17 protein-coding genes are annotated in these 18,152 nt (G+C 62.7%); 8 read left to right on the plus strand and 9 right to left on the minus strand.

Translation table 11 applies throughout. The features are described 5' to 3' along the window. Positions 1–124 precede the first annotated feature (124 nt). Positions 125–340: a hypothetical protein gene (locus tag ACYJ11_RS06505; RefSeq protein WP_005536811.1), complete on the plus strand. Its 216-nt coding sequence runs from the start codon at positions 125–127 to the stop codon at positions 338–340. A 32-nt stretch (positions 341–372) separates the two neighbouring features. Here ACYJ11_RS06505 and serA read toward each other — a convergent pair whose 3' ends face one another. Further along, positions 373–1,959 (minus strand): phosphoglycerate dehydrogenase, encoded by a 1,587-nt coding sequence (gene serA / locus ACYJ11_RS06510; protein ID WP_170096597.1) that lies wholly within the window; start codon positions 1,957–1,959, stop codon positions 373–375. 148 nt (positions 1,960–2,107) lie between these two features. Further along, positions 2,108–2,275, minus strand: a complete 168-nt coding sequence (locus ACYJ11_RS06515) for a DUF7556 family protein (protein ID WP_170096596.1) — start codon at positions 2,273–2,275, stop codon at positions 2,108–2,110. A gap of 373 nt (positions 2,276–2,648) precedes the next feature. Between ACYJ11_RS06515 and ACYJ11_RS06520 the strand changes: the two genes are divergently transcribed. The 4 genes from ACYJ11_RS06520 (at position 2,649) to ACYJ11_RS06535 (ending at position 8,413) form a co-directional block, all read left to right on the plus strand. After that, entirely contained in the window at positions 2,649–3,494 is an 846-nt protein-coding gene (locus ACYJ11_RS06520; RefSeq protein ID WP_170096595.1) for a CBS domain-containing protein, read from the plus strand. After that, a complete protein-coding gene (gene glyS / locus ACYJ11_RS06525; protein WP_461647158.1) occupies positions 3,491–5,227 on the plus strand; it encodes a glycine--tRNA ligase in 1,737 nt (578 codons plus the stop codon). The genes ACYJ11_RS06520 and glyS overlap by 4 nt, the downstream gene beginning before the upstream one ends. Continuing rightward, on the plus strand, positions 5,228–5,827 hold the full coding sequence (locus ACYJ11_RS06530) for a diacylglycerol/polyprenol kinase family protein (RefSeq protein WP_188975732.1): 600 nt from the start codon (positions 5,228–5,230) through the stop codon (positions 5,825–5,827). A gap of 66 nt (positions 5,828–5,893) precedes the next feature. Further along, complete coding sequence (locus ACYJ11_RS06535; RefSeq protein WP_461647159.1) at positions 5,894–8,413, plus strand: DEAD/DEAH box helicase; 2,520 nt, start codon at positions 5,894–5,896, stop codon at positions 8,411–8,413. Here the strand turns inward: ACYJ11_RS06535 and ACYJ11_RS06540 are convergent. Then, positions 8,410–9,222: an Sjogren's syndrome/scleroderma autoantigen 1 family protein gene (locus tag ACYJ11_RS06540; RefSeq protein ID WP_461647160.1), complete on the minus strand. Its 813-nt coding sequence runs from the start codon at positions 9,220–9,222 to the stop codon at positions 8,410–8,412. The two genes, ACYJ11_RS06535 and ACYJ11_RS06540, sit on opposite strands and share 4 nt — an antisense overlap. Before the next feature lie 127 nt (positions 9,223–9,349). Here ACYJ11_RS06540 and mdh point away from each other — a divergent pair, with 127 nt between their 5' ends. Beyond that, positions 9,350–10,264 carry a malate dehydrogenase gene (mdh, locus tag ACYJ11_RS06545; protein WP_005536799.1) on the plus strand — a complete coding sequence of 305 codons (915 nt, stop codon included), beginning with the start codon at positions 9,350–9,352 and terminating at the stop codon, positions 10,262–10,264. A gap of 122 nt (positions 10,265–10,386) precedes the next feature. Here the strand turns inward: mdh and ACYJ11_RS06550 are convergent, their stop codons facing one another. The 4 genes from ACYJ11_RS06550 to ACYJ11_RS06565 form a co-directional block, all read right to left on the minus strand. Then, positions 10,387–10,512 carry a hypothetical protein gene (locus ACYJ11_RS06550; protein ID WP_255356111.1) on the minus strand — a complete coding sequence of 42 codons (126 nt, stop codon included), beginning with the start codon at positions 10,510–10,512 and terminating at the stop codon, positions 10,387–10,389. A 134-nt stretch (positions 10,513–10,646) separates the two neighbouring features. Next, positions 10,647–11,333, minus strand: coding sequence for an OapC/ArvC family zinc-ribbon domain-containing protein (locus ACYJ11_RS06555; RefSeq protein WP_461647161.1), 687 nt, complete (start codon positions 11,331–11,333; stop codon positions 10,647–10,649). After that, entirely contained in the window at positions 11,333–11,716 is a 384-nt protein-coding gene (locus ACYJ11_RS06560) for a DUF2073 domain-containing protein (RefSeq protein ID WP_004517591.1), read from the minus strand. The genes ACYJ11_RS06555 and ACYJ11_RS06560 overlap by 1 nt, the downstream gene beginning before the upstream one ends. A gap of 4 nt (positions 11,717–11,720) precedes the next feature. Further along, on the minus strand, positions 11,721–12,362 hold the full coding sequence (locus tag ACYJ11_RS06565; RefSeq protein ID WP_004590329.1) for an Era-like GTP-binding protein: 642 nt from the start codon (positions 12,360–12,362) through the stop codon (positions 11,721–11,723). A 928-nt stretch (positions 12,363–13,290) separates the two neighbouring features. Between ACYJ11_RS06565 and ACYJ11_RS06570 the strand changes: the two genes are divergently transcribed. Continuing rightward, positions 13,291–14,865 (plus strand): Cdc6/Cdc18 family protein, encoded by a 1,575-nt coding sequence (locus tag ACYJ11_RS06570; protein WP_188975741.1) that lies wholly within the window; start codon positions 13,291–13,293, stop codon positions 14,863–14,865. 71 nt (positions 14,866–14,936) lie between these two features. Here ACYJ11_RS06570 and ACYJ11_RS06575 read toward each other — a convergent pair whose 3' ends face one another. Then, on the minus strand, positions 14,937–15,590 hold the full coding sequence (locus tag ACYJ11_RS06575) for a S24/S26 family peptidase (RefSeq protein WP_461647378.1): 654 nt from the start codon (positions 15,588–15,590) through the stop codon (positions 14,937–14,939). Between the two features lie 128 nt (positions 15,591–15,718). Continuing rightward, a complete protein-coding gene (locus ACYJ11_RS06580) occupies positions 15,719–16,429 on the minus strand; it encodes a S24/S26 family peptidase (protein ID WP_461647162.1) in 711 nt (236 codons plus the stop codon). Positions 16,430–16,517: 88 nt separating this feature from the next. Between ACYJ11_RS06580 and ACYJ11_RS06585 the strand changes: the two genes are divergently transcribed. Next, positions 16,518–18,086 (plus strand): DNA-directed DNA polymerase II small subunit, encoded by a 1,569-nt coding sequence (locus ACYJ11_RS06585; RefSeq protein WP_461647163.1) that lies wholly within the window; start codon positions 16,518–16,520, stop codon positions 18,084–18,086. The last annotated feature ends 66 nt before the right edge of the window (positions 18,087–18,152 follow it).

Here is an 18,152-nt window from a genome sequence, read left to right on the forward strand (position 1 = left end):
CTACGTATTCTACTCACAGTCAAGCCTGCTGTCAACCGATATCGACCGGACCTCTCAGGGCGACAGACGAACGCGTGACAGCCGTCCGACGGGTGTTTTTGACTGTGGCGGCCCTGTCACAGGTATGGCCTCGTCCCGCGATTCAGCGCCGTCGTTCGACTCCGGGGACCGGTCGGGTTCCCCGTCACCATCGCCCCGGCAGACACCAAGTACGATCTATCAGATACAGATCGCGCTGTTGCGCTCACAGGTAGCCACGCTGGAAACCGCGCTCGAACAGGAGCGCGAACATCGGCAGGCCGTCGTCGACCGGTACGAGCGCCTTCTCCACGGGGAATAACCCGTACCCGGCTGTCAGAAAATTCTGCTGTGTTACTCGTCGCCGAGTTCGACGTAGGTCGTTTCGATGATTCGGCTGTCACCGTTAAGCCGCTCGATGATCTCCTGTGGCGGCTGTTCGTCGAGGTTGTAGACGGACAGGGCCTCCCCGCCGATGGTCTCGCGGCCGTTGAACATCCCGGCGATGTTGATGTCGGCCTCGCCCAGCACGGTCCCGATGAACCCGATAGTGCCGGGCTCGTCGCGGTTGCGGACGACCAGCATGTGCCCGTGGGGCACCGCCTCGATGCGGTGGTCGTCGATGCGGACGATGCGGGGCTCCTCGCCGCCGAACTGGGTCCCACAGACGGAGACGGATTCCTCACCGTCCGAGACGGTGACGGTGATGAGGCTCTGGTAGTCTTCGGAGGTTCGGGTCTTGGACTCAGTTACGTCGATGCCACGGTCCTTGGCTATCTGCGGAGCGTTGACGGCGTTGACCTGCAGGTCCGAGGGCGCGAACACACCCTTCAGTGCGCTGGCGGTGACGTACTCTACGTCCTCCTCGGCGATGTCGCCCGCGTAGGTGACCTGCACTTCGGACATGTGGCCGCCGAACAGCTGGACCGCAATGCGGCCGGCGGTGTCGGCGAGGTCAAGGTACGGCCCGACCTGTTTGAACGTCGCCTCGTCCAGCGACGGCGCGTTCAGGGCGTTGGCAACGGGCTGGCCGTTGGCCGCGGCGATGATCTGGTCGGCCGTGGAGGTGGCGACGTTCTCCTGTGCCGCCTCCGTCGACGCGCCCAGGTGGGGCGTGACGATGATGTCGTCGACATCAAGGAGCGGGCTGTCCTCGGGCAGGGGTTCCTCGCCGAACACGTCGAGCGCCGCGCCCTTCAGGACGCCGTCTTCGACCGCTTCGGCAAGGGCTGGCTCGTCGATGATGCCGCCGCGGGCACAGTTGACGACGTAGCCGCCTTCGAGTTCGGCGAGTTCGTCCTCGCCGATCATGTTCTCCGTCTCGGGGGTCAGCGGCGTGTGGATCGTGATGAAGTCGGACTTGGCGAGGCAGTCGTCGAGGTCGTCGACCAGCTCCGCGCCGAACTGGTCGGCGCGCTCCTGACTGATGTAGGGGTCGAACGTGACGATGTCCATGCCGAGGCTGCCGAGGCGCTTGGCGACCTGCTGGCCGACGCGGCCGAAGCCGACGACGCCCAGCGTCTTGTTGTTGACTTCCGTGCCGAGGAACTCGCCTTTGGCCCACTCGCCGTTCTTGAGGCGGTCGTGGGCCTGTGGGATGGAGCGAGCGGTTGCAAACGCCATCGCGACGGAGTGTTCGGCGGCGGCGCGGACGTTGCCTTCGGGGGCGTTGGCGACGATGACGCCGTGATCCGTGGCGGCGTCGATGTCGATGTTGTCGACACCGATACCGGCCCGACCGACGATGATGAGGTCGGGCGCGGCCGCGAACACTTCCTCGGTGACCTCGGTGCCCGAGCGGACGATGAGCGCGTTCGCGTCGGCTACTGCGTCGAGGAGCGCGTCGCCCTCGACCTCGTAGGCAGTTTCGACGTCGTGGCCCGCCTCACGGAGTCGCGTGAGACCGGCGTCAGCGATAGGGTCCGTAACGAGTACCTTCATACCGAATCGAACTTACTGGGGCGGCATAACGCTTGTTTTCTCTGTCCGAGCGACTGGGTTCGGATACTCTGGGCGGAGTGAGCGCGCCGCTGATGAGGGACCCTGGTTGGAAGGACCATCAGCGAAAACCGAACCGACGGCGAGCGGCCTATCGCCAGGCCGGGAGCGAGGCAGCGTCCGCGAGCGGGGTTGTGAGATAGGCGTCGTCTCGGGTCACGTCAGCGACGATAAACTGGTCCGTTGGACCCTCTTCGACGGACGCCATGATGTCTCCATCCGCGGCCATCTCGACCGGAGCGACAGGTTCCGACTCCATGCATGATAATATGTAACAACCATATAAAAACTTAGCGAAACCGATAGAGGGGAGGGGTATTGCGCTGCGCCAGCCGTCTGACAATAGTTCCGCTCCTGTCAATACTGGGACAGAGTGGTCCGTAGGACAGTACGCATAGAGCCTTATATTTCAACCATCAGTACCTGTATCCGGGTTTCTATTCAAACTCAGATACGAGAGTTCGATATGGCAGAAGACGTAGTTGTTTCCGAGGCGGCACGGTCCCTGGGTCTCCGAGATAGTGTCTGCACGGTCGTCGGCGATAGCCGCTGGTCGCCCGGCGTGCGACCTGAATGTCGAAAACGGACGGATGTTAAGGACTTAGTAGATGCGGGCAGGAAGTTCTGGCAGTATGAACGTCGCAGACGCTATGACGCCACGCTCGGAGGTCGTCACGGTTACTATTCCGGGTACCCGTGATGACGCACTGGAATACCTCCAGGAGCAGGCTTTCTCGTCGGTCCCGGTTATCAAGGAAACCGACGACGGCGAGGAGTTCAGAGGGATTATTTCACGCGATGCGCTTATCGAGAGCCCCGACGAGGACCAGCTAGCCCTGCTCGTTGAGGAAGTCCCGGCGATCAGCGGGGACACGTCTATCGAGGCTGCCGCACAGGTGATGGTCGAGGACGGCGAGCGACGCCTCCCCATCGTCGACGGCCAGCTCAAAGGGATCATCACAGTGACCGACGTGATCCGGTCCATCGCCAACGGCGACGTCGATGGTGACAAGGTCGTCGACGAACTCGCCAACCGCGACATCAACTGCGTGTACGAAGGCACGCCGCTGACCGTTGCCGAACGGGAACTCTCCCACGCGAACGTCCCGTACGGCGTCGTCCTCGGCGACGACGGCGACATGTCGGGGATGCTCACTGAGGTCGACATCATCGCGGTCGCCCGCGTCGTCGAGGGCGAGGACGACACCGGCGACTCCATCGCCAACCAGGACGACGACTGGGCCTGGGAAGGCATCAAAGCCGTCGGCGGTCGGTACATGCCTACCCGCAACGTCGAGCTTCCGGCCGAGCCCGTCCGCGAGTTCATGACCGGTGACGTCGTGACGGTGAACAAGCGCCGCACCGCCGAGGAGGCGGCCCAGCTAATGATCGAGCACGACATCGAACAGATCCCGCTGCTGTCCGGTGACGAACTCACCGGCATCGTACGGGACATCGACCTGCTGCGAGGCCTATGAGCGAAGGCGAACGGCTTACCGAGCTGGCCAAGCGTCGCGGCTTCTACTTCCCCTCTTCGAGCGCCTACGGCGGGGCTGCGGGCTTCTGGACCTACGGGCCACAGGGCGCTGCGCTGAAATCGAACATCGAAGACGCCTGGCGGGACCGTTACGTCGTCAAGGAGGGCCACCAGGAGATCTCCGCGCCCGACGTGATGCCCGAACCCGTCTTCGAAGCATCTGGGCATCTCGACGGCTTTGACGACATGATCGTCGAGTGCGGCGAGTGTGGCGCGACCCATCGCGCCGACCACCTCGTCGAGGACAATACAGATATCGAGGAGGCCGAATCACTCCCCAACGAGGAGGTGATGGACCTCATCGCCGACCACGGCATCGAGTGTCCGTCCTGTCAGACATCCCTGGCCGACCAGCCGGTCGACAACTTCAACCTGATGTTCGAGACCAACATCGGCCCAGGGTCGTCGTCGCCGGGGTATCTCCGGCCGGAGACCGCACAGGGCATCTTCGTGGAGTTCCCGCAGCTCTCCGAGTACGCCCGGAATCAGCTTCCCTTCGGCGTCGCCCAGATCGGGAAGGCCTACCGGAACGAGATCTCCCCGCGGAAGTCCCTCGTCCGCGTCCGGGAGTTCACCCAGGCCGAACTCGAGCACTTCATCGACCCCGAGGAAGACGAACCGCCGCTTGACGAGGTCGCCGACGTGACGCTGCCGCTGTACTCCGCCGCCGAACAACAGGCCGAGGACGGCGGCCAGCGCGAACTGACTGTCCGCGAGGCCGTCGACGAAGGGGTCGTCGAGAGCGAGTGGGTCGCCTACTACCTCGGCGTCTCCAAAGAGTGGTACGAGCGCATCGGCGTCGACATGGACCGCTTCCGGTACCGCCAGCACCTCGCTGGCGAGCGCGCTCACTACGCCTCTGACTGTTGGGACGCAGAGAGCGAGGTCGACGGTGACTGGATCGAGATTACGGGCTTCGCCTACCGGGGCGACTACGACCTCTCGAAACACGCCAAGCACTCCGGCGAGGACTACACCGTCTTCAAGCAGTACGACGAGCCGATTACCGTCGAGCGTGCGACTGTCGACCCCGACATGAGCTATCTCGGGCCGGAGTTCGGCAGCTCGGCCGGCGCTGTCGCCGACGCACTCGAAGCGCTGGCCGAGCGGAACCCGGACGCTTTCGACGGCGACGAAGTCACCGTCGAGGTCGACGGCGAGTCCCACACCGTCCCCGTCGAGGAGACGAACTTCAGCGTCGACGAGGTCACCGAGAACGGCGAACATATCCGCCCACACGTCGTCGAGCCGTCGTTCGGCGTGGGCCGAATTATTTACACCGTCCTCGCACATTCCTACGAGACCGACGAGGTCGACGGCGAGGAGCGCAGTTACCTCGACCTCCCGCCGGAGCAGGCTCCGACGACGGTCGGCGTCTTCCCGCTGATGGACAAGGACGGAATGGACGACCTCGCGACCGACATCGCCGACGACCTCCGGGCCGCCGGCCTCTCGGTCACCTACGACGATTCCGGGGCTATCGGCCGCCGTTACCGCCGACAAGACGAGGTCGGGACGCCCTACTGTGTGACTGTGGATTACGAAAGCCTAGAGGATGGCGAGGTCACCGTCCGTGAACGGGACACGACCGAACAGAAACGGCTCCCCATCGACGGGCTCGCCGACCGGCTCGAACGGCTCGCGAGCGGCGAACTAACCTTCGACGACCTGTAGATGGCCGACGAGGTATCCCGGCGGCTCGTCCACGTCACCGGCGCGGCGGTCCCGCTCGCGCATCTGCTCCGACCGGAGCTGATTACGTGGCGCGTCGTCCAGGGATTCCTGGCCGTGGCGCTGGTCGTCGTGTGTGTGCTCGAAGCGGTGCGGCTGACGACCGGACTGGACTGGGTCGTGTACGACCGGCTCACCCGCGAGTACGAACAGGACAACCCCGCCGGATACGCGCTGTACATCGTCGGAATAGCCATCGTCGCCTTCGCCGTCGAACTCCCGAGTATGAGCGTGACGGTCGCCGTCCCGGCAATGTTGATGCTCGCCATCGGCGACCCTATCAGCGGCCTGCTGGGCTCCAGTGACGCCAGCAACGTCAAACAGGCCTGGGTCCTGCTGGTGATGTTCGGCGTCTGCACGCTGCTCGCCGCGCCGTTCGTGCCCCCTGGCGCCGCCGTCCTCGGCGGTATCGCGGCGACGTTCGCCGACGGGGTCAAGCCCCGCATCGCCGGCTACGTCGTCGACGACAACTTCTCGATTCCGGTGCTTGGCGCACTGGCGATGTGGGTCGGCGTCCAGTACCTGCCCGGAATCGGCCTGTAACTCCCGCTGTTTACTTTCACCCCGGTATCTGAACCCTTAACCACCGCCGGGACAAACGCGTGGGTAATGGCGACCACCGACGCCGGTGGCGAACACGTCGAACGCCCGCTGGTGACGCCGGAGTTTCTGGAGAACCGCCGCTACCAGACCGAACTGGCGGAGACGGCGAGCGCCGGCCACACGCTCGTCTGTCTACCGACCGGACTGGGCAAGACGACCGTCTCGCTGCTGGTGACCGCTGAGCGGCTCAACGCCGTCGGGGGGAAATCGCTCATGCTGGCCCCGACGAAGCCGCTGGTCCAGCAACACGCCGAGTTCTACCGCGAAGCGCTCGAACTGGACGACGAGGACGTCGTCGTGTTCACCGGCGAGGTCCGGCCCGACGACCGGGCTGCACTCTGGGAGGACGCTCGCATCGTCATCGCAACGCCGCAGGTCGTCGAGAACGACCTCGTGGGCAACCGTATCTCCCTTGCCGACGTGACCCACTGCACCTTCGACGAGTGCCACCGGGCGACCGGCGACTACGCCTACAACTACATCGCCGACCGCTACCACGCCGACGCCGAGAACCCGCTGGTGACCGGGATGAGCGCCTCCCCCGGTGACGACGAGGAAGCCATCCTCGAAGTGTGTGAGAACCTTGGCCTTGCGGAGGTTGCGGTGATGACCGAGAACGACGCCGACGTGGCCGAGTATACCCACGACACCAGCGTCGACTGGAACCGTATCGAGCTCCCCGAGATCGTCGTCGAGATCCGCGATGCCATCAACGAAGTCATAGAGGACCGACTGGACCAGCTACGGGAACTCGGCGTCACGAACAAGTCCTCGGCGGACATCTCCGAGCGCGAGATCCAGCAGGTTCAGGGCCAGCTCCAAGACCTGATGAACAACGACCAGAGCGAGGGATACCAGGGGATGAGCCTCCTCGCAGAGGTCCGGAAGCTCCGTACCGCCGTCACGTACGTCGAGACCCAGAGCGTCGAGTCTCTGCGGCGGTACTTCGAGCGCCTGAAGGAGGCCGCTCGCTCCTCCGGAGCGTCGAAGGCCGACCAGCGCCTCGTCAGCGAGCCGAAGGTCCGCGAGGCGATGCGGAAAGCCGAGTCCTACGACGACCTGCACCCGAAGTTCCGCCAGACACGGATGTTGCTCGCGGAGACGCTCGGTATCGAGAACGGTGAGCGTGTCATCGTCTTCACCGAGTCGCGCGATACGGCTGAGACGCTCGTCGACTTCCTCTCGGATCATTTCACGACGCAGAAGTTCGTCGGCCAGAGCGACACCGACGGCAGCGAGGGGATGACACAGACCCAGCAACAGGAGACGCTGGACCGATTCCGCAACGGGGAGTTCGAGGTGCTCGTCTCGACCTCCGTCGCCGAGGAAGGGCTAGACGTGCCCGAGGTCGACCTCGTGCTGTTCTACGAGCCGGTCCCGACCGCGATTCGAGCCATCCAGCGGAAGGGGCGGACCGGACGACAGGCCGAGGGCCGCGTCGTCGTCCTGCTGGCCGAGGACACCCGCGACGAGGCGTATTTCTGGAAGGCTCGGAACGACCAGAAGCGGATGAAACGTGAGCTGAACGAACTCAAAAGCGTCGCCGGCGAGCTGGAGGCCCGCCTCGACCAGACCGGTCTCGACGAGTACGAGGACGCTGAGGGGACCGCTTCGGGTGGAACCGACGAAGCGGAAACCGCCACACGGCAGTCGGGTTCCACTGGAAACGGGAGGGGTAGCACAGCTAACACGTCTGCCGATGAGAACGGCGACGGGGACGGCCAAGCCGGGCTGGACGCCTTCGCGGCGGAGTCGTCTGCGCCAGACGACGGGGAGGCTGGTGGCGAGGGAGACGGAGGGGATGGCGACGAGGATGACGGGGGGACCGACGACGAAGGAACGGTCGCCACCGCCGGCCGCGACGCTGAGGACGACCCCGTCGAAATCGTCGCCGACCAGCGGGAACTCGACTCGAACATCGCCCGGGACCTCTCGACACGGGACGGAATCGAGACCCGACTCGAGACGCTGGCCGTCGGCGACTACGTCCTCTCGGACCGCGTGGTCGTCGAGCGCAAGACCGTCGCTGACTTCATGGACACGCTGACTGGCGGCGACCGGTCGATGTTCGAGCAGGTCGGAGACGCCACGCGAAACTACGGCCGGCCCGTCGTCATCATCGAGGGCGAGGACCTCTTCGGCGCGCGAAACGTCCATCACAAGGCGATTCAGGGGGCGCTCGCGTCGCTGGCGGTCGATTTCGGCGCGAGCGTCCTCCGGACCAGCGACGAGGACGAGACCGCCGACCTGCTGGAAGTCATCGCCGGACGGGAACAGGAAGTGGCCGACCGCGAGGTGAGCGTCCACGGCGAGAAACAGTCCAAGACGCTCCCCGAGCAGCAGGAGTACGTCGTCGCCTCCATCGCCGAAGTCGGACCGGTGACCGCCCGTACGCTGCTGGAAGCCTTCGGCAGCGTCGAGGCGGTGATGACCGCCGACAAAGACGACCTGTTGGAGGTGTCCGGCATCGGCGACGTGACCGCCGACCGGATTCGAGAAGTCATCGCCAGCGACTACGAGCCTTAGAACCGCGCCGCATCGAGCGCTTCCGCCGCTTCTCGTGCTGCCTGCAGATGTTCGCGAGCCTCGCGTGGGTTCTCGGTCGCCGCGGCGCGCTCGGCGAAGCGGCGAGCGGTTTCGGCCAGTGACGCCGATGCCGCATCCATGTTCGCCGAGATATCGTCCGTGTGACTATCGGTCGACTGAGTCTGTCGAGCGGAAACAGGGGGGTTCTGTGTCGGTGTCCCACGCGGCTGGTCGTTTGCAGTTCGGCCGCTAGGCTCCGGCGACGCACCCGTTCGAGCAGTCTGTGGCGCTGGTTCCGAGTGATCGGACGGCTGAGTAGACTGGTCACCCCCCGCTTCGGGTGGAACGGCCGAGTCGGGTGTCGACGCCGCCGCTTCAGAGGCCGACTGTGAAGCGGTGTCGTCCTGAGCGTGTGCGACCTCCTGGTGAGCGGGTTCGTCCAGCGTGTCTTCTGCACTCTCGGCTGTTTCCTCGTCGGCGTTGCCGAACTGAACGCGGGCTTCGTCGCTGGGGTCGGCAACCTCGATCTGGTCACCGTCTTCGGCCTGGCCCCCCTGTTCGTCGGTAGCCGACGGATCAGCGCCGTTTTCCTGCGTGTCGCGAGCGACCGGCTTCTGGCAGGTCGGGCAGAACTCCTGGCCGTCGTAGCGGAAGATGGGGTCGCCACAGTCGCTGCAGTGGGCGTTCGTCATCGTCGCGCCCTTCAACAGGAGTTCGCTCATCTGCTCGGTCGCCGCCCGGTTGTCCTCCTCTTTCTCGAACTTCTCGCGGAGTTTCTCGCGTTCGGCTTCCTTGTCGAAGTCGCTCATACGTGTCACAACGCCACGGGGCTGAAAACAGTTTACGGGTGCGAGACGTCGGTGCTATCTGAACGATGCGCGGCGGAATCGGGGTTTCGACACGTTTAACGTTCGCGCCCGAGCCTTTTCGAATGGTATGACAAAGGTAAGCGTAGTCGGCGCAGCCGGAACGGTCGGCGCAGCCGCAGGGTACAACATCGCGCTCCGTGACATCGCTGACGAGGTCGTCTTCGTCGATATCCCGGACAAGGAAGACGACACTGTCGGGCAGGCGGCCGACACGAACCACGGCATCGCCTACGATTCGAACACGCGGGTCCGTCAGGGCGGCTACGAGGACACCGCCGGTTCGGACGTGGTCGTCATCACGGCCGGGATTCCCCGCCAGCCGGGCCAGACACGCATCGACCTCGCCGGCGACAACGCACCTATCATGGAGGACATCCAGTCCTCGCTGGACGAACACAACGACGACTACATTTCGCTGACCACCTCGAACCCCGTCGACCTGCTCAACCGCCACCTCTACGAGGCCGGCGACCGCTCGCGCGAGCAGGTCATCGGCTTCGGCGGCCGGTTGGACTCCGCGCGGTTCCGCTACGTCCTGAGCGAGGAGTTCGACGCGCCGGTCCAGAACGTCGAAGGAACGATTCTCGGGGAACACGGCGACGCACAGGTCCCCGTGTTCTCGAAGGTCCGCGTCGACGGCACCGACCCCGAGTTTAGCGACGACGAGAAAGAGCAACTGCTCGGCGACCTGCAGGAATCGGCGATGGACGTCATCGAGCGCAAGGGCGCGACCGAGTGGGGCCCGGCCCGCGGCGTCGCACACATGGTCGAGGCCATCCTACACGACACCGGCGAGGTGCTGCCGGCTTCGGTCAAGCTGGAGGGTGAGTTCGGGCACGAAGACACTGCGTTCGGTGTCCCCGTTCGTCTCGGGAGCAACGGCGTCGAGGAGATCGTCGAATGGGACCTCGACGACTACGAACAGGACCTGATGGCCGACGCCGCCGAGAAGCTCTCCGACCAGTACGACAAGATCTCGTAACCCGGTCGATCGGTACTGCGAAGTTTCGGGACGGCATCCGTCCCGAGCTGTCTTTTCGCTCCACTATCGGCGTGAGAGACGTAGCTGTAACTGCGAGTCGCACTCCCCGACGAACCACGACGTTACGCGGGTTCGTCTTGGTCGTCAAGCAAATCGCTGTCGCGCCCGTCGTCGTCGATATCAGCACCGAGGAGTGACGCCCACTCTTCGAGGTGTGACTCCGATGTCGAGAGTTCTCGGTGGCTCATGGCGTTACCGGAAGCATCCACGGCATATTATATAATGGTTGTGCCCACGTTGATACGCAATGGTGTATGCAGCGGTTCTACGGTGTAATTCCGGACTGGCGAATCAATAACAGCGGCGAGGAGTCCGCACTGATTCACTCAGAGCGGATGGTTTCCGGGACCTGAATCGAGTAGTGGCCGTCTTCCTGCAGCGCGATGATGTACTCTTCGCGGTCGTACAGTTCCATCAGATTCAGTTCGTACTGACCGGGTTCCAGTACCTTGATCGACTCGAACTGGTCGTTGAGTTCAGCGCGCAGTTCTTCCAGATCGGGACGGTCCTCCCGGTCTGGTTCCGCTGGTGGGTCGGGGTCTGCACCGACAGGGCGGAACTGGTGTTCAGATTCGGACGCGGACGGCACGTCGGATGGGAGTTCGTCCGGCTCGACAATATCGCCGCGGGCACTGGCCTGAGCCGAATCCTCAGTCGGCGACGTGCGGTCGGGTTCGGTCGACGGCGAGTCGGGAGTTCGGGATGGGTCACTCGGCTGTGAGTCAGCGGCCCGGTCGGCGTCAAGGTGGGACTGCTCGGCGGGACGGTCGCCGTCCGCAGCGGAGCCACTGACGAAGTCGCGCACCGAGGCGGCGGTCTTGCCGACGGTACGAGCGACAGTGCTGTCAGGTCCCGGTGGTTCCGGTGGCTCCGCGTCCGGCGTCTCGGAGATGTCGGCCCCCTCGGGCTGATACTGGAACTTGTTCCCGCCGCAGTTGGGACAGCCCGAGAGCATCTCCTTCGACCCGTCGTCGAAGCCACGGCCACACTCCGTACACTGGTGGGGCATTATTTCCGGGAGACGAGGGCGCTGATGAGCGTTTCGTCCTTGTGGAGCGTCTCTATCTGGTTCGCCGGTCCGATGACTGTCAGCTTCTGGGTTGACTGTTTGCCCATCAGCCGGTCGAGGATGCTAGCGTCGGCAGCCTCGGACTTGGGGTAGGTCTCGATTTCGATGCCGTTGAACTCGTCGGGACTGATCTCCGTCATCGTCACTTCGATCAGGCGGGATTCCTCGTCGGGTGAGAGTCCCTCTTCGAGGATGACGATGTTGCCGTCACGAACCCCGTCGAGAATCATCCGTATCTTCTCCATCGAGGCCAGTCCAGCCATGCGTTCGCCGCTGATGAGGTCGATCTGGACGCCGTCGTCTGGGTCTTTGACTTCTGCCATTATATCACCCGAAGTACTCCGCGATTTTGTCGTAGACTTCGTCCATGTTGTCGCCCTCGAGCGCCGACAGCGGAATCGTCTCGTGCTGGGGGTAGGCGTTTCGGATGCGCTGAACCGAAGACTCCTCCAGATCGATCTTGTTCGCGAGGATCAACACCGGAAGGTCCTGACTCTCGATGATGCCGATGAGCATGGTGTTGACCTGCGTGAACGGATCAGTCGCGGAGTCAAGGACGTAAATAACGCCGTCGACGTCCTCGCGGAGCCAGTGCATCGCTTCGGCGACACCCTCGGTCGCTTCGCGGGAGCGACGGACGGCGTCGTCTTTCTCCATGTCATGTTCAAGGAATTCGGTGTAGTCGACCTTCGTCGTCACGCCCGGGGTGTCGACGATGTCGATTGTCACTTTCTTCCCGTCGCGTTCGATTTCGACGTTCTCCTTTCGGCGCGCACGACGAGTCTCGTGTGGAACGTGACTCTCCGGACCGACAGCGTCGCCAGTCCAGTCCCGTGCGATGCGATTTGCCAGCGTCGTCTTGCCGGCGTTCGGCGGGCCGTAGATGCCGATTCGCTTTGGATCCTCTTCGGAGAACAGCGTCGATGCCGCGCGTGAGATACTATCTTTGAGGTTTGTTAACAATCCCATCCTATCCTCCCGCCGCCCGGAGTCGTCCGGTATGGCGGCTCTGCCCGTAAAAGATAGGCGAATTCACTTAAGCCTACGTCAGACATTAGTCTTTTTTCTGACATGGTGAAGCATAGCATAGATCAGCGTGTGGGCGCCTCCGCGGATGTGATCAAGAGGGGGCTGTTCGGGTGGAGTCCGGTCATCTGAAACCAAACGATTCGGATCGGGGTTTACCATCCCTGCCCCCCACCCCTTCGTTTCAAGTGGAACGACGTACACCCCTGGGGAGGGGTTGGAGAATTACCGGTCAAATCGGGAGCGGACCAACTATTCAGATCGGCGCGACTCGTGATACTACTAGTTAGAACGGTCTAGACACTAGAAAACTGTACACTAACCCCTGTTAGATATTTGTTTAATCTAGTGCGGCTTTGGTTTATGAGATAGCATCTTAAATCTTTCCTCTTCACTAGAGGACATTCTCGGTCCCCTCACCCCCTCCCCCCGGGCCTGTTTCCCGTTCCACCGGAAACGAAGGGGTGGGGGGGTTGGCCCGTTACGGTCGCTTTGTCTTGCGAGTCCGTTCTTCCGTGGTATCACTCATGTTCACATAGCGTACCAGCACTCGGAATCACTCCATGGCTCCCTTCCGCCCCCCCTCACTGTCCTGCCGTTCCATGTCCGTCCGGCCCCAGTGAGACTGAAGCTATAGTCCTCTTTAAGACAACAGTACTCATGCGGTAGAATTATAAAATTATAAACATATATGTTTCATGGGTAGTGTACCGAAATATTTAATATCGAATCACGGTACGGTTCATGTGGTTCAACTGGACGCACCGGAGAGCGCTGATGCTCACTAACAACGGTACTAACGCACTCCTCGCTCCCTCTGTTCCGGTGTCTCCTACTCTCTCCACACGAAACGAAGGGGACTCTCTCGACTATGACTGACGAAAGCGACAACTCAGCCCCGGCATCCGACCCGTCGACAGCAGAGACGTCGAACGACGCCGACGGGTCCGACGGGCAACTCGACGTCGAAACGGACTCCGGGACATCGACCGGACCGTCCGATCTCGACGACGTTATCCTCGACAACCTCGATGCCGGGTCCGACGATCCCTCTGATGAGGCGTCTCGTGGCCTGTTTGACGACCTTCTCGAAGGGGAACCCATTTTCGAGAACAAGGAGGTCCTCCGCCCCTCGTACACGCCGCACAAACTCCCCCACCGCGAGGAGCAGATCAACAACATGGCGACGATTCTCGTCACCGCCTTGCGCGGTGATACGCCGTCGAACATCCTCATTTATGGGAAGACGGGAACGGGGAAAACCGCGTCCGCGAAGTTCGTCAGCGAGGAACTCGAAACGACTTCACAGAAGTACGAGGTCCCCTGTGAGGTCGAGTACATCAACTGCGAGGTGACCGACACCCAGTACCGCGTACTGGCCCAGCTCGCGAACAAGTTCATCGACAAGAACGCCCAGCTCATCGACGACCGCATCGCCGAACTTGAAGATCTCCGGTCACGTGCGCGCGACAACGCGGCTGCACTCGAAGAGACGGCGTTCGATTCCCTCGACGACATCGAAACCGAAATCAGCTCGCTGGAAGCCGACAAGGCGGAGTTCGAGGAAGTTCCGATGACGGGGTGGCCAACAGATCGGGTTTATAGTTCTTTTTTCGACGCCGTCGACTACCACGAGCGCGTGGTCGTCATCATGCTCGACGAGATCGACAAGCTCGTCGAAAAAAGCGGCGACGATACCCTGTACAACCTCTCCCGGATGAACTCCGAACTGGAGAACTCCCGGGTCTCGATTATGGGTATCTCGAACGATCTGAAGTTCACCGATTTCCTCGACCCCCGGGTTAAATCAAGTCTCGGCGAGGAGGAGATCGTCTTCCCGCCCTACGACGCGAACCAGCTCCGGGACATCCTGCAGGCACGCTCGGACGTGGCGTTCAAAGGCGACGCGCTCACCGAGGACGTCATCCCGCTGTGTGCGGCCTTCGCAGCACAGGAACATGGGGACGCACGTCGGGCGCTCGACCTCCTCCGGACTGCTGGCGAACTCGCCGAGCGTGACCAGACGGACAACGTCCTCGAAGACCACGTTCGGCAGGCTCAGGAGAAGATCGAACTCGATCGGGTCGTAGAGGTCGTTCGGACACTGCCCACGCAGTCGAAAATTGTCCTCTTTGCGATCATTCTCTTGGAAAAGAACGGCGTCCACAACATCAACACCGGCGAGGTGTTCAACATCTACAAGAACCTCTGTGAGGAGATCGACGCCGATATCCTGACCCAGCGCCGCGTCACTGATCTCATCTCGGAACTAGATATGCTCGGTATCGTCAACGCCGTCGTCGTCTCGAAGGGCCGGTACGGGCGGACGAAAGAGATCTCCCTGTCCGTTCCAACCGAAGAGACGGAGGCGGTGCTTCTGTCTGATTCACGACTCGGCGATATCGACGACGTCCAGCCGTTCGTTCAGGCCCGGTTCGACAACTGACCTGCGAACTGTATTCGCACTCGACAGCCTCCGTCGTTCCAGGTGAAACGATCCCCTTCGAGAGAGACGAGCTATCCGGCTGCGGTTCCGCTCGCCGCTGTGGGTCCTGTCCCGTTCGTCACCGTCGGCCCCGCCTCGTCCGTTACCACATCAGTTGCTCCGGCCTTGTTCCACTGGAGTCGGACCTGTCCCAGCAACGGGACCCGCATCTCTGCGGTCCCGACGACCCAGCCGGGTTTGACCGGTTCGCTGATGGGGTTGGAGCCGACCTGGTCATACCGGCCGTTATTATCACCCTTGGTGACGAAGCCGGCGTGGTCGGCCGGACAGGAGCTGAGCTCGTCACAGCTGTCCGCACTGCCGATGTAGTCCTTGTTCGCCCGGTCGTACCAGTTCTCGCCCTCCTCGACCCACAGCATCGCTCGGTGGATGATCGGCGTTTGTCGGCTGTTGCCGTCAGGCTCGTACACGATAACGTCGCCCGGTTGCTGGAATGTCCGATAGCTGTCGTCGTTCGCTGCGGTGACGACGCCCCCGTGATCGTCCGGGCCGGAGAACCGCTCCTCTTCCATCACGAACACGAGGTCGCCTTCCTTGATATGGGGGTCCATGCTCGGACTTTCGATAGCGACGAGCGGGGGCCACACACCGCTGACGGCGAACAGCAACACCCCGACAAGCAGGACTGAGCCGGCGCTACTGACGATATCGGCCACGTACATCATCCCTCCCGGTCCCTCGGTTTCGTCTCCGTCCGACGACCGACGGTCTGACCCGGCCATTCGTACCACGAATACTCGGAGGCGGCCAATCAACTTTCTGTTGTTGGACCGAACACTACCGTCCGGTTTGCTCAGCTCGCCGCCGGTACTGAAGCTTCTCCCATCGGCATCGACACTGAGGTGTGCCATAGCTGGGACGGCTGGACCCGAACGTACCCGAGACGTGGGATTCGGAAGGTCCCGGTTCCGATGACCCACTCCGGCCGGACAACGGTACTCGCTCCGGTGACCTGATCGTATCTGGTGTTGGTCACCTTATTGTCACCTTTCGTAATAAACCCGGCGTGGGGGGCTGGACAGTTCCGAAGTTCGTCGCAACTGTCTGCGTTCCCGATGTACGTCTGGTTCGCCCGGTCGTACCAGTTCTCGCCGGCATCGACCCATAGCATCGACCGGTGGATGATCGGCGTCCGCTGCTCGTTACCGTTGGGTTCGAAGATGATGACATCCCCGGGCTGCTGAAAGGTCCGATACCCGGTTTTTGACCCCTCCGCTGCCGTTACAACGCCGTGACGGGCCTCCTGTCCGGAGAAGCGCTCTGCGTCCATGACAAACACCATATCCCCGGTGTCGATGTGTGGCTCCATGCTCCCGCTTTCGATAGCAACGAGCGGAGGCCACACCCCGCTGACGGCAAACAGGAGCGCCCCGACGAGCATGACCGCCCCGACGCTCGTACCGATGTCACGGACGTACAGGCCGAGGCGAAACGTCGGGCTGGCGTCCACAGACTCCTCTGTCTCGTCTGGTGGCGTGCTACGCGACGATTCGTCCCGGCCCATTCTATCTCGGATTGCCCATAGTGGCGTATCAATCTTGTGACGACCGTCGGTCCGCTATCCTTTTGCCCGCAGACACTGAGTGTGGAACGTGCCTCTGGAGACGCCGGCACGCATCGTCAGCGAACTCGCGAGCCGCGGCTACAACGCGGAGCGCGAGGCGGTGACCCGCATCGCCGACACCCGAGATCCTTCGGTGACGCTGGAACGCGCACTCGAAACACTCCCCGACGAAGCGCTGAAGCTGACGACCGACCACGTGGAGTCTGTCGTTGAAGCGACAGAAAGTACCGAGAGCGAGTCGAATACTGACCCAGATCCGAAAAACGAAACCTCCGGCGCTCCGACACAGCCACACCCCTCCGTTTCAACTGGAACAGACGCACCCACGCCGACCGAACCGGGTACGTCCGCTCCACCTGAAACGGGGGGGTCACGGGACGTGGACACATCCCTCCGGGCAATCGAGGTCGCGAACGACATGACCGGCCAGTCAACTGGGACTGGTGAGTACTCAGACTTCGTCTCGGTGTTCCGGGACCGCTACGAGAAACTGGCGACCAAACTCCGCGGCAGAGTGAACCACCGGCCGACCGACGCAATCGAGAACATGGGCGGCGGCAGCGACGCGGCGCTGATCGGGATGGTCTCGGACATCCGCTCGACTGCTAGCGGCCACTGGCTCGTCGAACTGGAAGACACGAACGGGACCTTCCCCTGTCTGGTAATGAAAGACCGCCCCATCGCCGATCTCGTCCAGCAGTTGCTCATGGACGAGGTCATCGCTGTCGAGGGGACGCTGGCCGACGACGCCGGCATCCTGTTCGTGGACTCGCTGTACTTCCCGGACGTGCCCCGAACACACAGCCCTTCGACCGCTGACCGTCACGTTCAAGCGGCACTCATCTCGGATGTCCACGTCGGGAGCCAGGAGTTCATGGAGGACGCCTGGCATCGCTTTACCGACTGGCTCCACACCGCCGAAGCCGAGACCGTCGAATACCTGCTCATCGCCGGTGACATGGTCGAGGGCGTCGGCATCTATCCCGAGCAGGACGAGGAGCTGGACATCATCGACATCTACGACCAGTACCGCGCGTTCTCGGAGTATCTCAAGGAAGTTCCGGGAGACATGGAGATCCGGATGATCCCGGGCAACCACGACGCCGTCCGGCTGGCCGAGCCCCAGCCCGGCTTCGACGAGGAGCTCCGGGACATCATGAGTGCCCACGACGCCCAGGTCCACTCCAATCCCTCGCTGGTCACTGTTGAGGGCGTCACGGTGCTGATGTACCACGGCGTCTCGCTTGACGAAGTCATCGCTGAACTCCCGGACGAGGAAGCCAGCTACGAGGAGCCACACAAGGCGATGTACCAGCTCCTGAAGAAGCGCCACGTCGCGCCGCAGTACGGGGGCCACACCCGACTCGCCCCCGAGGACCGCGACTATCTGGTGATGGAGGAAGTCCCTGACGTGTTCCACACCGGTCACGTCCACAAGCTCGGCTGGGGCGAGTACCACAACGTCGTTGCGCTGAACTCCGGCTGTTGGCAGGCCCAGACCGCATTCCAGAAGAGCGTCAACATCGACCCCGATGCCGGCTTTGCACCGATTCTGGACCTCGATACGCTGGATATGACGGTCCGGAAGTTCAGCTAACCACCTTTTTCCGCCTCGGGTGCGCAGAGCGCACCACTCGGCGCAAAAACGTGGGTGAAAAAGGCC

It is taken from the genome of Haloarcula sp. H-GB5 (assembly GCF_054850705.1).

Coding starts and splice junctions, on each gene's coding strand:
- ACYJ11_RS06535 (WP_461647159.1), top strand. CDS start 5,894: ATGGCGACCACCGACGCCGGTGGCGAACACGTCGAACGCCCGCTGGTG.
- serA (WP_170096597.1), bottom strand. CDS start 1,959: ATGAAGGTACTCGTTACGGACCCTATCGCTGACGCCGGTCTCACGCGA.
- ACYJ11_RS06515 (WP_170096596.1), bottom strand. CDS start 2,275: ATGGAGTCGGAACCTGTCGCTCCGGTCGAGATGGCCGCGGATGGAGAC.
- ACYJ11_RS06570 (WP_188975741.1), top strand. CDS start 13,291: ATGACTGACGAAAGCGACAACTCAGCCCCGGCATCCGACCCGTCGACA.
- ACYJ11_RS06520 (WP_170096595.1), top strand. CDS start 2,649: ATGAACGTCGCAGACGCTATGACGCCACGCTCGGAGGTCGTCACGGTT.
- ACYJ11_RS06550 (WP_255356111.1), bottom strand. CDS start 10,512: ATGAGCCACCGAGAACTCTCGACATCGGAGTCACACCTCGAAGAGTGG.
- ACYJ11_RS06505 (WP_005536811.1), top strand. CDS start 125: ATGGCCTCGTCCCGCGATTCAGCGCCGTCGTTCGACTCCGGGGACCGG.
- ACYJ11_RS06560 (WP_004517591.1), bottom strand. CDS start 11,716: ATGGCAGAAGTCAAAGACCCAGACGACGGCGTCCAGATCGACCTCATC.
- ACYJ11_RS06555 (WP_461647161.1), bottom strand. CDS start 11,333: ATGCCCCACCAGTGTACGGAGTGTGGCCGTGGCTTCGACGACGGGTCG.
- ACYJ11_RS06540 (WP_461647160.1), bottom strand. CDS start 9,222: ATGAGCGACTTCGACAAGGAAGCCGAACGCGAGAAACTCCGCGAGAAG.
- ACYJ11_RS06575 (WP_461647378.1), bottom strand. CDS start 15,590: ATGATGTACGTGGCCGATATCGTCAGTAGCGCCGGCTCAGTCCTGCTT.
- mdh (WP_005536799.1), top strand. CDS start 9,350: ATGACAAAGGTAAGCGTAGTCGGCGCAGCCGGAACGGTCGGCGCAGCC.
- ACYJ11_RS06565 (WP_004590329.1), bottom strand. CDS start 12,362: ATGGGATTGTTAACAAACCTCAAAGATAGTATCTCACGCGCGGCATCG.
- glyS (WP_461647158.1), top strand. CDS start 3,491: ATGAGCGAAGGCGAACGGCTTACCGAGCTGGCCAAGCGTCGCGGCTTC.
- ACYJ11_RS06530 (WP_188975732.1), top strand. CDS start 5,228: ATGGCCGACGAGGTATCCCGGCGGCTCGTCCACGTCACCGGCGCGGCG.
- ACYJ11_RS06580 (WP_461647162.1), bottom strand. CDS start 16,429: ATGGGCCGGGACGAATCGTCGCGTAGCACGCCACCAGACGAGACAGAG.